The organism is Shewanella sp. 125m-1 (assembly GCF_052977065.1).
Genome location: NZ_JBRILT010000004.1, coordinates 151,632 through 165,291, shown reverse-complemented (window position 1 = coordinate 165,291; position 13,660 = coordinate 151,632). Strand labels below are relative to the sequence as shown.

Below are 13,660 nucleotides of genomic sequence, written 5' to 3'. Positions count from 1 at the left end.
TTTAAGCGATGAAGTTAACTCGCAAATCCAACGCGGCATCTACGGTAGAGAAAAAGTCTCTAGGTATTAGCCGTCGTCAGTTTATGAAGCAAGCTGGTATCACCTCTGGTGGTATTGCTGCGGCTTCTTTGTTGGGTACAGGCATGATGCGCAAAGCAGAAGCCAAAGATATCCCACATGATGTACCAACTGAAATCAAACGTACTGTATGTAGTGCGTGTGCGGTAGGTTGTGGTCTTTACGCAGAAGTTCAAAATGGCGTATGGACAGGTCAAGAGCCTGCTTTCGATCACCCATTCAACGCGGGCGGTCACTGTGCTAAAGGTGCTGCACTTCGTGAACACGGTCACGGTGAAAAGCGTCTTAAGTATCCAATGAAGCTTGTTGATGGCAAGTGGAAGAAAATCTCTTGGGAGCAGGCTTTCAACGAAGTTGGCGACCAAATGCAGACCATTCGTAAAGAATCAGGTCCAGACTCTGTTTACTTTATGGGTAGCGCTAAGTTCTCGAACGAAGGCTGTTACATGTATCGTAAATTTGCGGCTATGTGGGGCACGAATAACGTCGACCACTCAGCACGTATTTGTCACTCTACCACGGTAGCCGGTGTTGCTAACACTTGGGGTTACGGTGCGCAAACTAACTCTTTCAACGATATCCAGAATGCAAACGCAATCTTCTTCATCGGGGCAAACCCTGCTGAAGCGCATCCTGTTGCAATGCAGCATATCTTGATCGCTAAAGAGAAAAACAACGCTAAATTAATCGTTGTTGATCCACGCTTCTCTCGTACAGCAGCTCACTCTGATCTTCACTGTGCACTGCGTCCAGGTACGGATATCCCATTCATTTACGGTATGCTTTGGCACATCTTTGAAAATGGTTGGGAAGATAAGACGTTCATTAAAGAGCGTGTATTTGAGATGGAAAGCATTCGCGCTGAAGCGAAGAAGTTCCCACCAAAAGAAGTTACAGACATCACTGGATGTAGCGAAGAAGAAGTTTACCAAGCCGCTAAGCTTATGGCCGACAACCGTCCTGGCACTGTAGTTTGGTGTATGGGTGGTACTCAGCATCACGTGGGTAACGCGAACACTCGTGCATACTGTATCCTTCAGCTAGCCCTAGGTAACATGGGTGTATCTGGTGGCGGTACTAACATTTTCCGTGGTCACGATAACGTTCAGGGTGCGACTGACTTAGGTCTATTGTTCGACAACCTTCCTGGTTATTACGGTTTGACTTCAGGCGCATGGGATCACTGGACTAACGTTTGGGAACTAGATCCTAGCTGGGTTAAAGGTCGTTTCGATCAAAACTCATACTTAGGTCGTGTTCCGATGAACACACCTGGTATTCCTTGTTCACGTTGGCACGACGGTGTTTTAGAAACACCTGAAAAGCTAGCTCAGAAAGATCGTGTTCGCATGGCATTTTTCTGGGGTCAATCAGTTAACACTGAAACGCGTCAGCGCGACGTACGTGATGCATTAGACAAGATGGACACTGTTGTTGTTGTGGATCCATTCCCAACTATGGCGGGTGTTATGCACCGTCGTAAGAATGGTGTTTACCTATTGCCTGCTGCAACTCAGTTTGAAACTGAAGGTTCAGTATCTAACTCTGGCCGTAGCCAGCAGTGGCGCGAAAAGGTTATCGAGCCATTATTCGAATCTAAGACCGACCTTGAGATCATGTACCGTCTATCTCAAAAGCTTGGTTTTGCTAACGAATATACTAAGCGTATCGCTAAAGATGCCAACGACGTTCTTGTTATCGAAGACATCACTCGCGAAATTAACCGCGGTATGTGGACGATTGGTATGTCTGGTCAAAGCCCAGAGCGTATTAAAGAGCACACAATGAACTGGGGTACCTTCAGCAACAAGACTCTTGAAGCTGCTGGCGGTCCTGCTAAAGGCGAAACTTATGGTCTACCTTGGCCATGTTGGGGTACGCCAGAGCAGAAGCATCCTGGTACACAGATCCTTTATAACACAAGCAAACATGTTCTAGACGGCGGTGGTAACTTCCGTGCACGTTATGGTGTTGAGTATAAAGGCGAAAACATCTTGGCTGACGGTAGCTTCTCTAAAGGCGCTGAAATCCAAGACGGTTACCCAGAATTCTCTGCCGCTATGCTTAAGCAGCTTGGCTGGTGGGATGAACTGACTGCTGACGAAAAAGCGCAAGCAGAAGGTAAAAACTGGAAGACCGATCTATCTGGCGGTATCGTTCGCGTAGCGATGAAGCACGGTTGTATCCCATACGGTAACGCTAAAGCGCGTTGTATCGTTTGGACATTCCCAGACCAAGTGCCTGTTCACCGTGAGCCGTTATACACGCCTCGTCGTGATCTTGTGTCTAAGTACCCAACTTATGACGATATGCAAGTTCATCGTTTACCAACTCTGTACAAGTCAATCCAAGAGGTGGACAACACAGATAAGTACCCACTAGGTCTGACTTCTGGTCGTCTAGTTGAGTATGAAGGTGGTGGTGAAGAGTCGCGTTCAAACCCATGGTTGGCTGAACTTCAACAAGAGATGTTTGTTGAAATCAGTCCTGCTGATGCTGCTGACCGTAACATTCAAGACGGTGACACAGTATGGCTAGAAGGTGCTGAAGGCGGTCGCATTAAGATTAAGGCTATGGTCACTCCACGCGTTAAGCCTGGTGTAACTTGGATGCCTTACCACTTTGCGGGTGTCATGGAAGGTGAAAGCTTAGCGCCTAACTATCCAGAAGGTACTGTTCCTTACGTTATCGGTGAATCTTGTAACACTGCAATGACTTATGGTTATGACCCTGTGACTCAGATGCAGGAAACCAAGGCAACGCTGTGTCAGATCACTAAAGCGTAATAGCAGAATTAGCTAGGAGAATTGCCAGAATGGCTACAATGAAATTTTTATGTGATACCAAGCGCTGCATCGAGTGTAACGGTTGTGTCACAGCATGTAAGAACGAAAACGACTCTGCTCTAGAGTGGGGTATTCAACGTCGTCGCGTTGTGACTATCAATGATGGTGAGAGAGGCGAAGCGTCTATCTCAGTAGCATGTATGCACTGTAGTGATGCACCTTGTATGGCTGTTTGCCCTGCAAACTGTTTCTACAAGACTGAAGATGGCATCGTATTGCACGACAAAGATACTTGTATCGGTTGTGGTTACTGCCTATATGCTTGCCCATTTGGTGCTCCTCAGTTCCCTCAAGGCGGCGCTTTCGGTGCTCGCGGTAAGATGGACAAGTGTACTTTCTGTGCCGGTGGCCCAGAAGAGAACTTCTCTGAAGCAGAGCGTCAGAAATACGGTGCAAACCGAATTGCTGAAGGCAAGCTACCTATGTGTGCTGAGTTGTGTGCAACTAAAGCGCTACTTGCGGGTGATGCTGAGATTGTTTCTTCAATCTTCCGTGAGCGTGTTGCATACCGTGGTTCTAAAAACGCAGCTTGGGGTTAATCAACTTAGGTTGACTAACATCCAACATACCCTGAGTGGTTCATTGACTTGAACCACTTAGTGGTAACAGAGGACGTATTATGAACAAATGGTTAAAACACATAGGCGTGGCAATTGCACTGTTTTTCAGTGTGTCAGTATTTGCCAATGCTTCAGACAAACTAGGTGACACTGTTGATATCAACAACGGCCAAGTTTGGGCTCAGCTTAAAGCTGGCGAAGAAGGTCGTACAACATCAACAAGCGAGTTTCACGGTCAAGCAATCAACACGTATGACTTACGTGTTTTAGAGCTACGTAGTGATATTCTTGCTCCAGCATTAATGGCTGCCCTTTTCGGTATGATCATTATTTTTGTTCTGTTTATCAAAGTGAATGGCATTTCTAAGCTTCACGGTGGTTACTCAGGCAAGCTGGTTTACCGTTGGTCTAAGTTTGACGTATCAATTCACTGGTTAGGTGCTATTCCTTGCCTGCTATTGATCCTGACAGGCTTAACGCTACTTGCTGGTCGTTATTTCGTCCAGCCGTACATCGGTGAAGGCCTATGGGCTGGTATGGTAAACGCTGCTAAGCAAGTTCACGACATCATGGCGATCCCGTTCATGTTGGGGTGGGCGCTTATGGTTACGCTATGGGCTAAAAATCAGATGCCTAAGATGTACGACATTAAGTGGATGATGGTTGTTGGTGGTTACATCAATTTCGGTCCATTTAAAGGTAAGCATCCAGACGCTGGTTTTGCTAACGCGGGTGAGAAATTATGGTTCTGGGCATTCGCTGCCTTTGGGCTACTGATTTCTGCATCAGGTATGTTATTGCTATTCCCGAACTGGTTCGAGCCTAGCCGTACATTAAGCCTAATTGCGTTAGTACTTCACTCTGTCAGTGCTATCATCATTACTGCTTTCTCAATCGTGCATATCTTTATGGCAACGGTTATGTCTGAAGGTGGTATGGAGTGTATGGTTTCTGGTTACTGTGATGAAACTTGGGCAAGCCAACACCACAATCTTTGGTTCGATGAAATCAAAGAGAACGGTACGCTTAAGTACAAAGAGTAATCCTCTTTATGCTTAACGCCTAAACACCCTAGCTATTCGTAGCTGGGGTGTTTTTATATTAAGTACTCGTCGTACAATTTATGCGCAATCGCTAAAGTATGATCTGCTTAACAAAAAAAACTACATTTCATTGATAGGAAACGCTAAGTTATAACCTAATCACGTTTTATGCTCATTTAACGTGCTAATTTTGTTCACCTCAATTGCATTCCAATTTCCGATTCTTTTGTCATTAGCATTCTTCTTATAGGAACTTTTATGTCTTCAATTATTTTGCCTGGAACTGCTCAACCCTATAGCGCCAATATCACCACGCCTAACTGGATGATTAGCGGTATGGAGAAAGTCATGCAGTTTTATGTTGATCGCAATTTAAGACTGGACACCGTTTCGGCTGAAATGATGCCAAACCCAATTGAGGGTAAGAAGTACATGCTTTATGCGCATGTGCCTTTCTGTCACACCTTGTGTTCATTCTGCACCTTCCACCGCTTCCTATTTAAAGAAGATAAGGCACGCGCCTATTTTATCTCTCTGCGTAAAGAGATGGATATGGTTAAAGCGTTAGGCTATGACTTCGAGTCTATGTATATCGGTGGCGGTACCACAACCGTATTAGAAGATGAGCTTGCCCGTACCATCGAGCACGCAAAGAAGTTGTTCCCAAGTATAAAAGAAGTGTCGTGTGAATCAGATCCACAGCACTTAGATAGCCCAGGCTTTAAACAGCTAGAAGGCTTGGTCGATCGTATGTCGATCGGGGTGCAGAGCTTTAATGATGATATCCTCGCGATGACAGACCGTCTTGATAAGTTCGGTTCTGGACAAGAGACTTTCGATAAGATTATGGCGGCTAAAGAGCTGTTTCCGATCATTAACGTCGATCTTATTTTTGGCTTCCGTGGCCAGACCGATGAGGTGATCCAGCATGACTTGGATATGGCCTCTCGTTTGGACCCTCGCCAAATTACGACTTATCCGCTGATGATTACTCACCAAACACGTAAGAGTGTCAAAGGTAAGTTAGCAGCCCCCCATGGTGATATGGCGCGTCAGTATCGTCAAATCCTGAATAGCTTGAATGGTCAATATAACCAGTTATCAGCTTGGGCGTTTGGTAAGGCGAATAACGAAGGCTTTGATGAATACGTTATCGATTATGATGAGTATCTAGGTGTCGGTTCAGGTTCATTTAGTTTCTTAAATGACACGCTTTATGTGAATACATTCTCACTCAGAAATTACCAAGAACGCATTGCTGATGGTCGTATGGGTGTTGATCAACAGAAGAATTATGGTCGTAAGGAAGTGATGCAATATCGTTTCTTACTCGGTATGTTCTCTGGCCGTTTATCGCGTAAATATTTCCGCGATACTTTTGGTGTAAATCTTGATACCGCTCTGTTTAAAGAGATGACATCGATGAAAGCCATCGGTGCGATTAAGAACGACCCAACTGACCCTGATAAGTTGATTGTGACCGATAACGGTAAGATGATGGGCTTACTGATGATGAAAGAGTTCTATTCAGGTATGGATAACGTACGAGCTCAGTTGCGCAAGCCGCTGAAAGCCTGCGACATGTAAACAATCTCGCGAGTCCCGTTATATGCGGTTCAGCAACAAAAAAGGGTGAAGCTATATAGCTTCACCCTTTTTTTCTATAAGGTACTGTAACTTCTTAATATCTTCTTTGATCTGCAAAACATAGTCATCGGTGTACTGCAGTTGTTCAAATTCACATAAACACGCTTGATAACGAGCAAGCTGTGCTTCAGGTGTCGTCCCAAATTCCATTTGGTCGTGGATGCCAATAATTGAGTCCATTCAACTATCCTGTAAGTAGGCTTACCAATATCATAAATCGTAAATTTGATTTGCATAGCGCAGTATCAACTCAGATACGATAAGGGTAGCTTATACCCAGTGAATTACTCTGTATGGAGTGGATTTTTTTCAATAAGTTACCCGTAAATTGAAAAAACAGGGCTAAAGCCACTGGCTATAAGCTCTCACATTAGTTTAAGAGATCGCTTACATCACTGGTAATAAAAGCATTACAGAGGCTTTGTTTGTTGATTTCTTGGCCAGAGCTTGGAACCCTGAATAAAATCTCTTACTATCGAGTGAACTCTTGCTTATATCGAGCTGTTATGGCGAATATCTTGTTGGTAGCAAACCTCAACTGCGATCGTATTTTTAACCTAAATCAACCTATCAAGCCCGGTGGGCGATTCCATTATCAAGATGGTGGTCAGCGCTTAGGTGGCGGCGGAGCTAACACGGGCATAGGTTTAGTGTGGGCGGGTAACCAAGTCACCCTTGTCACCGAGGTGGGCCGTGATGATGTTGGTGATTGGTTGATAGCCGAAGCCAGTACTCAGGGGATTAACTGCAGCTTGATCCAGCGCCGCGCGGGTAATACTTGTGAGATGCTACTGATGATGACGCCGGATGGTGAGCGAACCATTATCCGGCCTGAGCGACCTAAGTTTGAATTACCATTACCACCGAACTGGCAAAATATTGATGCCCTTTATATTAACTCTTCAAGCGAAGGGGCGGTGAGTTGGGCCAAAACTGCAATGCAGCATTGTTGGGTCGTCGCCCAACTGGCTAAAGATCAACGTCCGCGCCCATGCCACGTATTAATCGCATCCTTAAGTGATATGCAGGGCCGTTGTGATGGAGATCTTTGGCATTTTGCAACATCGATAGCGGGTGACAATCTCAAATATTTTGTGGTTACCGACGGCGAAAACGGGGCGATCTTATATAGCGCAGCAGAGCCTGTAACGATTGCGGCAGTCCCGAGTAACGTTGTGGATACAACTGGTGCAGGCGATGCCTACGCGGCAGGGCTGATTCACGCCTTAGTGAGTCATAAAGATATTATCGAATCGATGCAAGAGGCCGCTATTTGGTCCGGCTTTGCAGTGGCGTGTCATAGCTCTATTCCTGGAAAAGGCTTAAAGCAATATCTCACTGAAGCGCCATGAGCTTGTCATATTGGTGTCATGTCACAGTCATCAATTCAGCCTAGAATTGGTATTGAATCATCTCTGAACGTAACTTTTTCACTTCCTTTTGCCCTGTCACTGCGACAGGGCTTTCTTTTTCTAGCCTCTATCAAATCGCTATAAAAAGACTAAAAGTCGATGCGAGCCCATGGGTTTTCAGTTACGATTGAGAAAATTTAACAAATAGTTAACGCTGGCTAGGTTTTATTGACTGTGGCTTTAGATGTTAAGCAAGGACGGTTTATGGGCGATAGGTTTTTTAACGATAAGAAACGCTTTATATGGATTTTATCCTTATTGTTATTAGTTGCCTTCGTGGTGACCAGTGGGATCAGTTATCAAGTCGCCCACGATTCACTCAGTGAACAGGTTAAAGATAATAACCTGCCACTGACCAGTGACAATATCTACTCTGAAATTCAACAAGATCTGCTTAGGCCTATCTTTATCTCGTCATTGATGGCGCAAGATACTTTTGTTCGTGATTGGACCCTTAACCAAGAAAAGAATCCAGAAAAACTTATTCGCTATTTGAAAGAGATCCAAGAGAAGTACGGCACAGTCACTAGCTTTTTTGTTTCCGAAGCCTCACGTAAGTATTACCACTCAAGTGGCGTGCTCAAACAGATTAAAGATATTGATCCTGAGGATGCTTGGTATTTTAGAGTTCGCTCTCTACCTGAATCTGAACATTTTGAGGTCAATATTGATCCCGATTCAGCAGATCTAAATCGAACCGTTATTTACGTTAACTATAAGGTGTTTGACTTTGAAGGTAACTTTATCGGCGTGACAGGGGTAGGGTTAGCGGTTGAAAGTGTAAAGCATCTCATCGAGCTCTATCAGACTCGTTATAATCGCAGCGTATATTTTAGTGACAGGCAAGGCAACATTACTCTGCAGAGTGAGCAGTATAGTGGCGCGTCGACGCTGCAAACGAGTCCTGGGCTTGAAAAGCTTGCAACAAGAATACTGACCAGCCCAAGCACCGCATTTTCGTATCAAAAAGATGGCAACACCATCTTCCTTAATAGCCGTTTAGTGCCGGAGTTTAAGTGGTACTTAATTGTGGAACAGAATGAGGCGCGGGGAGAGCAAAAGCTGTTAACCACCTTTTGGATAAATATTGGTTTAAGTTTGTTGGTGACTATTGGGATCCTGATAATCGCCAATATGACTCTGGGGAAGTATCAACGTAAGTTGGAATTGATGGCATCAACCGACAAGCTCACTGGCGCGGCTAATCGACAAGCTTTTGAAGAACATTTTGCTCATTCATTGGCAAGATCAGTGCTTGATAATAGGCCGATATCGCTATTATTAGTCGATATCGATCATTTCAAACAGGTCAACGACTCTTACGGACATAATATTGGTGACTTGGTTATCCAAACCGTTAGCCATATGCTCAAAAGTCAGCTTAAAGAGGATGACTTGTTGTGTCGTTGGGGCGGCGAGGAGTTTTTAATCTTGCTGCCTAATAGCAGTTTAAGCCAGAGTAGTGAGCTAGCCGAAAAGATAAGACAGCAGGTGGCTGAGCGACTATTACGCGTCAATGGTTGTGAAATCAATGTCACCTTGAGTTGTGGTGCTGCGCAGCACCGGGCAACAGAAAATGCCGAAGACCTGATTAATCGTGTCGATATCGCGCTCTATCAAGCCAAAGAGCAAGGACGTAATCGAGTCGTGCTGTCTTATTAGCGCGTGCCCTAGGCTACAGAAATGTGGGGGGTCTTCTATTGCTTAGCTCTGGGGGCCTCAGCCTAAATTAAGTTACTGCATCTTTTGCTGACGATGTTAGGATAGTTCAAGTTTTTCAGCAGAGTAGATATTAATGGCACCTCAAACATTAGTGGAGCAGATCTCAGGCTTATACCAGGGTGAAGTCATCGTTGGGCTAGGTAGCGTGACCTCTGGGATTAATCACAAGCGCCGTGCGGTTCAATTGCAAGTCGGTATCCAAGGCGTTGCCGGAGATGCTCAGGCCGATGTTAAGCACCATGGTGGACTCGATCGAGTGTTGCATCATTTCCCTCGGGAGCATTATGGTCAGTATCGTCGCTGGGACATGATGGCGAGCTTTAAAGATGCCCCAGCTATGGGGGAGAATATCAGTACTGTTGGCTTAGATGAAACCGAGGTGAATATTGGCGATATCATCAAAATCGGTGAGGTCGAACTGCAAGTAACTCAGCCGCGCTCTCCCTGTTTTAAGCTCAATTTACAGTTTGGTCATAATGAGTTTGCTTTGGCGATGCAGCAAAGTGGACGATGTGGTTGGTTTTACCGAGTATTAAAGCCCGGCACGGTTGTTGAAACCGATACCATCGAGCGGATTAAGCGCTTAACGGATATCAGTGTGGCAGAGGCTATGCATATCTATTTCTTGCCAGAATTTAACGCAGAGCAATATCAACGTTTGCTTGATTGCGAAGGTTTAGCGGCTGCCTGGGTCAATAGTTTACAGCGACGAATAGAGAACAATGCCATCGAAGATTGGCAAATGCGCCTGTATGGCCCACAAACTCCTTAAGGCTTTATCTGATAAGGGGCTAACTAATGGCCACAATTAATGCAAGGAGTGGTGTGTATGACGCAAGATGAAAAAAATATGGGGATTATTGTACAGGTTGCTAGTTTTTCTGGTTACCTTGTCCCGTTTGGCAGTATTTTAGGGCCCTTAATCGTTTGGTTAATGAAACGTGATGAGTTTCCTCTGGTTGAGAGCTGCGGTCGTAACTGTTTAAACTTTAAAATCAGTATGCTTATCTATGTCACTGTGAGTGCCATTTTGATGTTGGTGGGTATTGGTTTTATTCTCATTGCGCTATTCGCAATAGCCGATATCGTCTTTACTATTATCGCGATAATTAAAGCAAGCGAGGGTGAGAGTTATAAATATCCGCTGACGATTAACTTCATTAAGCCTAGGGTTTATTAATTTCTTTACCGCCTAGGTAAGATACCTTAAACAAAAATGCCTATTGGAAATATCCGATAGGCATTTTATTTGGCTCTTTATTTAGTTCTGCAATCAAACTATATATTGGATGCTACATATTAGGGTAGTTTGGTCCACCGCCACCCTCAGGGGTTACCCAGGTGATATTTTGGCTTGGATCTTTAATGTCGCAGGTCTTGCAGTGAATGCAGTTCTGAGCGTTGATAACAAACTTCTTCTCACCTGCTTCTTCGACAATTTCATACACGCCAGCAGGGCAGTATCGCTGGGCAGGCTCATCAAATTTAACCAGGTTCACATCAATTGGAATACGAACATCTTTTAAACGTAGATGACATAACTGATCTTCTTCATGGAAGGTATTTGAGAGATACACTGAAGAAAGCTTATCAAAACTTAACTTACCGTCCGGCTTAGGATAATCAATTTTGCTGTATGCACTCGACTCTGCCATCTGCGCATAATCAGGTTTCTCGTCCCTTAGGGTGATAGGCAGCTTACCGCCAAACCAGTTTTGGTCGACAAAGTTAAATGCACCGCCAAGATAGGTACCAAATTTATGCATAGCTGGGCCAAAATTACGGGAAGAATATAGCTCCTCTTTAAGCCAGCTTTTATCAAGTCTGTCTTGTAAGCAATCGAGATCTTTACCCGCTTCAACCCCAGCCATCATGGCCTGTGCTAGTGTTTCAGCAGCTAGCATGCCGCTCTTCATTGCGGTATGAGTGCCTTTGATCTTAGCAAAGTTGAGTGTGCCAGCATCACAACCGATAATCATACCGCCCGGGAAGGTCAGTTTAGGGAGTGAGTTTAAACCACCTTTAGTGATAGCTCTTGCGCCGTATGCAACACGCTCACCACCGGTTAGCGTTTGAGCGATAACTGGGTGAGTCTTATAACGCTGGAATTCATCGAACGGACTTAAATGTGGATTCTTATAGTTAAGGTCGACAATTAAGCCCACTGCAATCTGATTATCTTCCATATGATACATAAAGCCGCCGCCAGAGGCGCCTTCAGTTAATGGCCAGCCGCCAGTGTGCACCACTTTACCGAGCTCATGTTGCTCGCTGGGTACGGTCCAGATCTCTTTAAAGCCTAGACCGTAATGTTGTGGGGTTTTGCCATTGTCGAGGTGGTACTTGTCGATGAGCTGTTTACCTAAGTGACCACGACAGCCTTCAGCAAATACGGTGTATTTGGCGTGCAGCTCCATGCCTGGCTCATAGCCATCTTTGGGCTGACCGTCTTCGCCAACACCCATGTCACCAATTTGAATGCCTTTAACGCTGCCATCCTCGTTGAACAGCAACTCGCTTGCAGGGAAACCAGGGAAGACTTCGACACCTAACTCTTCAGCACGCTCAGCTAACCAACGGCATAGGTTGCCGACGCTGATGATGTAGTTACCTTGGTTGTGCATGGTTTTTGGTACAAACGCATTTGGCATGGCTCGCGCGTCGATTGGCGAGTTAAGCATGTGAATTTCATCATGGGTGACAGCGGTAAGTAGAGGGGCATTTTTATCGCGCCAATCGTTAAATAGCTCATCAAGTACTTTGGGTTCGAATACTGCGCCAGATAAAATGTGCGCACCCACTTCGGAGCCTTTTTCGACTACGCAGACGGTTAGCTCTTGGCCACTATCTTGAGATATTTGCATTAAACGACATGCTGCAGCTAATCCCGAGGGACCCGCCCCCACGATTACAACATCGAATTCCATCGATTCGCGTTCCATCAGATCACCTTTCCTTCTTTCTCCCCCGATGACAATAGCGCTAATTGAGTCAACAACACTATAAACGGGTGTTTTAATGTTTTAGTTCACCTTACCTGAAAATCGCTCAAGGGCACAGTGTTTCCACGATAACAGTGCAGATATTTTAAGCAGCTCATTGCATGATCGTTGTCACAAAATCTTTGCATTTGGTGCTTTTGGCCAGCAATTCTGGCTCTTGGGGTATGGTTTGTCACAGAAATACGCCTATAATCAAGGTTGACGGTTCTCCGAGCTTCTTACCCTACGTCGAGACAGATACGGGTTTTTAGCCGTGGCAATAACGCCACCGGGGTGAGAAAAGAAATGCTCTCACCTCCCCTTACTTGGAAAGGTGATCATGTCCCAACTACAAGACAACTTTGGTCGACGGTTTCATTATTTACGTATGTCAGTCACTGACGTATGTAACTTTAAGTGTACGTATTGCCTCCCCGATGGCTACCGCCCAGACGGTAAGCCTAAATTTCTCGATCTCAACGAAATCGAACATTTAGTCTCGGCTTTTTCAAAAGTCGGAACTCAGAAGATCCGTATCACAGGTGGCGAGCCATCTTTGCGAAGAGACTTCACTGATATTATTCGTATCGTTAAAGATAACGATAAGATTAATACCATTGCGACTACGACAAACGGTTATCGCTTAGCTAAGCATGCCCAAGAATGGTATGACGCAGGGCTAAGACGCATCAATATTTCGGTCGATAGTTTAGACCCGAAAATGTTCTACCAGATCACTGGTGAGAATAAGTTTGATGAAGTGATGCGTGGTGTGGATGCTGCTCTAGAAGCGGGCTTTGAGCGGGTGAAGATCAATGCGGTATTACTTAAAGGTCTTAATGATAAAGACTTACCGCGCTTCTTGCATTGGATTAAAAACACGCCTATTGATTTGCGTTTTATTGAGCTAATGGAAACGGGCTTAGGTCACGACTATTTCAAGGCGCATCATCTAGCGGGTAACGATATCAAGTTGCAGCTTGAGCAGGCGGGTTGGCAGTTTGATACGCCAGCGGTTGACGATGGCCCAGCGCAAAACTTCAGTCACCAAGATTACCAAGGTCGTATTGGGCTTATCATGCCTTATGCGAAAAATTTCTGTGCCAGTTGTAACCGTTTGCGGGTATCGGCCAAAGGCAAATTACACCTTTGCTTGTTCACAGAAAACGGTGTCGATCTGCGTGATTTACTGCAAACACCAGATCAACAAGCTGAATTAATAGAGCGCTTACACGGTCAACTTGCGCAGAAGAAAGAAACGCACTTCTTGCATGACGGCATCACTGGTGTGACACAGCACCTCGCTTCTATTGGTGGCTAATTAAATTCTGATCTGACGCAACTTAGTTGCGTCAGAAGCTAGGTATAATC

The 13,660-nt window shown here is 45.1% G+C and carries 11 protein-coding genes and 1 riboswitch; of the genes, 9 read left to right on the top strand and 2 right to left on the bottom strand.

All coding sequences use genetic code 11. The features are described from left to right. Window positions 1-8: 8 nt before the first annotated feature. From ACVBIK_RS03695 to ACVBIK_RS03680, 4 genes are all read left to right on the top strand, one after another. A complete protein-coding gene (locus ACVBIK_RS03695; protein WP_447159091.1) occupies window positions 9-2,864 on the top strand; it encodes a molybdopterin-dependent oxidoreductase in 2,856 nt (951 codons plus the stop codon). Between the two features lie 29 nt (window positions 2,865-2,893). Continuing rightward, window positions 2,894-3,463: a formate dehydrogenase FDH3 subunit beta gene (gene fdh3B / locus ACVBIK_RS03690; RefSeq protein WP_447159090.1), complete on the top strand. Its 570-nt coding sequence runs from the start codon at window positions 2,894-2,896 to the stop codon at window positions 3,461-3,463. Between the two features lie 80 nt (window positions 3,464-3,543). Continuing rightward, complete coding sequence (locus tag ACVBIK_RS03685) at window positions 3,544-4,527, top strand: formate dehydrogenase subunit gamma (RefSeq protein ID WP_447159089.1); 984 nt, start codon at window positions 3,544-3,546, stop codon at window positions 4,525-4,527. 258 nt (window positions 4,528-4,785) lie between these two features. Continuing rightward, on the top strand, window positions 4,786-6,114 hold the full coding sequence (locus tag ACVBIK_RS03680; protein ID WP_447159088.1) for a coproporphyrinogen III oxidase family protein: 1,329 nt from the start codon (window positions 4,786-4,788) through the stop codon (window positions 6,112-6,114). Window positions 6,115-6,165: 51 nt separating this feature from the next. Here the strand turns inward: ACVBIK_RS03680 and ACVBIK_RS03675 are convergent, their stop codons facing one another. Continuing rightward, window positions 6,166-6,354 carry a hypothetical protein gene (locus tag ACVBIK_RS03675; protein ID WP_447169127.1) on the bottom strand — a complete coding sequence of 63 codons (189 nt, stop codon included), beginning with the start codon at window positions 6,352-6,354 and terminating at the stop codon, window positions 6,166-6,168. Window positions 6,355-6,680: 326 nt separating this feature from the next. On the opposite strand from ACVBIK_RS03675, the gene ACVBIK_RS03670 reads away from it, so the two are divergent. The 4 genes from ACVBIK_RS03670 (at window position 6,681) to ACVBIK_RS03655 (ending at window position 10,488) form a co-directional block, all read left to right on the top strand. After that, window positions 6,681-7,526 carry a PfkB family carbohydrate kinase gene (locus ACVBIK_RS03670; RefSeq protein ID WP_447169126.1) on the top strand — a complete coding sequence of 282 codons (846 nt, stop codon included), beginning with the start codon at window positions 6,681-6,683 and terminating at the stop codon, window positions 7,524-7,526. 264 nt (window positions 7,527-7,790) lie between these two features. Beyond that, window positions 7,791-9,248, top strand: coding sequence for a sensor domain-containing diguanylate cyclase (locus ACVBIK_RS03665; RefSeq protein WP_447169125.1), 1,458 nt, complete (start codon window positions 7,791-7,793; stop codon window positions 9,246-9,248). A gap of 133 nt (window positions 9,249-9,381) precedes the next feature. Continuing rightward, window positions 9,382-10,080, top strand: coding sequence for an MOSC domain-containing protein (locus ACVBIK_RS03660; protein WP_447159084.1), 699 nt, complete (start codon window positions 9,382-9,384; stop codon window positions 10,078-10,080). Window positions 10,081-10,137: 57 nt separating this feature from the next. Next, complete coding sequence (locus ACVBIK_RS03655) at window positions 10,138-10,488, top strand: DUF4870 domain-containing protein (RefSeq protein ID WP_447159083.1); 351 nt, start codon at window positions 10,138-10,140, stop codon at window positions 10,486-10,488. A gap of 112 nt (window positions 10,489-10,600) precedes the next feature. Here the strand turns inward: ACVBIK_RS03655 and ACVBIK_RS03650 are convergent, their stop codons facing one another. Beyond that, window positions 10,601-12,250, bottom strand: a complete 1,650-nt coding sequence (locus tag ACVBIK_RS03650; protein ID WP_447163101.1) for an electron transfer flavoprotein-ubiquinone oxidoreductase — start codon at window positions 12,248-12,250, stop codon at window positions 10,601-10,603. A 255-nt stretch (window positions 12,251-12,505) separates the two neighbouring features. Beyond that, window positions 12,506-12,642, top strand: a riboswitch (molybdenum cofactor riboswitch). Here ACVBIK_RS03650 and moaA point away from each other — a divergent pair. Beyond that, window positions 12,630-13,610: a GTP 3',8-cyclase MoaA gene (gene moaA / locus ACVBIK_RS03645; RefSeq protein WP_447159081.1), complete on the top strand. Its 981-nt coding sequence runs from the start codon at window positions 12,630-12,632 to the stop codon at window positions 13,608-13,610. (Overlaps the previous riboswitch by 13 nt.) Window positions 13,611-13,660: the final 50 nt, after the last annotated feature.

Bases quoted from the DNA above. Each gene is read 5' to 3' on its own strand.
- ACVBIK_RS03685 (WP_447159089.1), top strand. From the start codon at position 3,544: ATGAACAAATGGTTAAAACACATAGGCGTGGCAATTGCACTGTTTTTC.
- ACVBIK_RS03675 (WP_447169127.1), bottom strand. From the start codon at position 6,354: ATGGACTCAATTATTGGCATCCACGACCAAATGGAATTTGGGACGACA.
- fdh3B (WP_447159090.1), top strand. From the start codon at position 2,894: ATGGCTACAATGAAATTTTTATGTGATACCAAGCGCTGCATCGAGTGT.
- ACVBIK_RS03670 (WP_447169126.1), top strand. From the start codon at position 6,681: ATGGCGAATATCTTGTTGGTAGCAAACCTCAACTGCGATCGTATTTTT.
- ACVBIK_RS03650 (WP_447163101.1), bottom strand. From the start codon at position 12,250: ATGGAACGCGAATCGATGGAATTCGATGTTGTAATCGTGGGGGCGGGT.
- ACVBIK_RS03695 (WP_447159091.1), top strand. From the start codon at position 9: ATGAAGTTAACTCGCAAATCCAACGCGGCATCTACGGTAGAGAAAAAG.
- ACVBIK_RS03660 (WP_447159084.1), top strand. From the start codon at position 9,382: ATGGCACCTCAAACATTAGTGGAGCAGATCTCAGGCTTATACCAGGGT.
- ACVBIK_RS03655 (WP_447159083.1), top strand. From the start codon at position 10,138: ATGACGCAAGATGAAAAAAATATGGGGATTATTGTACAGGTTGCTAGT.
- moaA (WP_447159081.1), top strand. From the start codon at position 12,630: ATGTCCCAACTACAAGACAACTTTGGTCGACGGTTTCATTATTTACGT.
- ACVBIK_RS03680 (WP_447159088.1), top strand. From the start codon at position 4,786: ATGTCTTCAATTATTTTGCCTGGAACTGCTCAACCCTATAGCGCCAAT.
- ACVBIK_RS03665 (WP_447169125.1), top strand. From the start codon at position 7,791: ATGGGCGATAGGTTTTTTAACGATAAGAAACGCTTTATATGGATTTTA.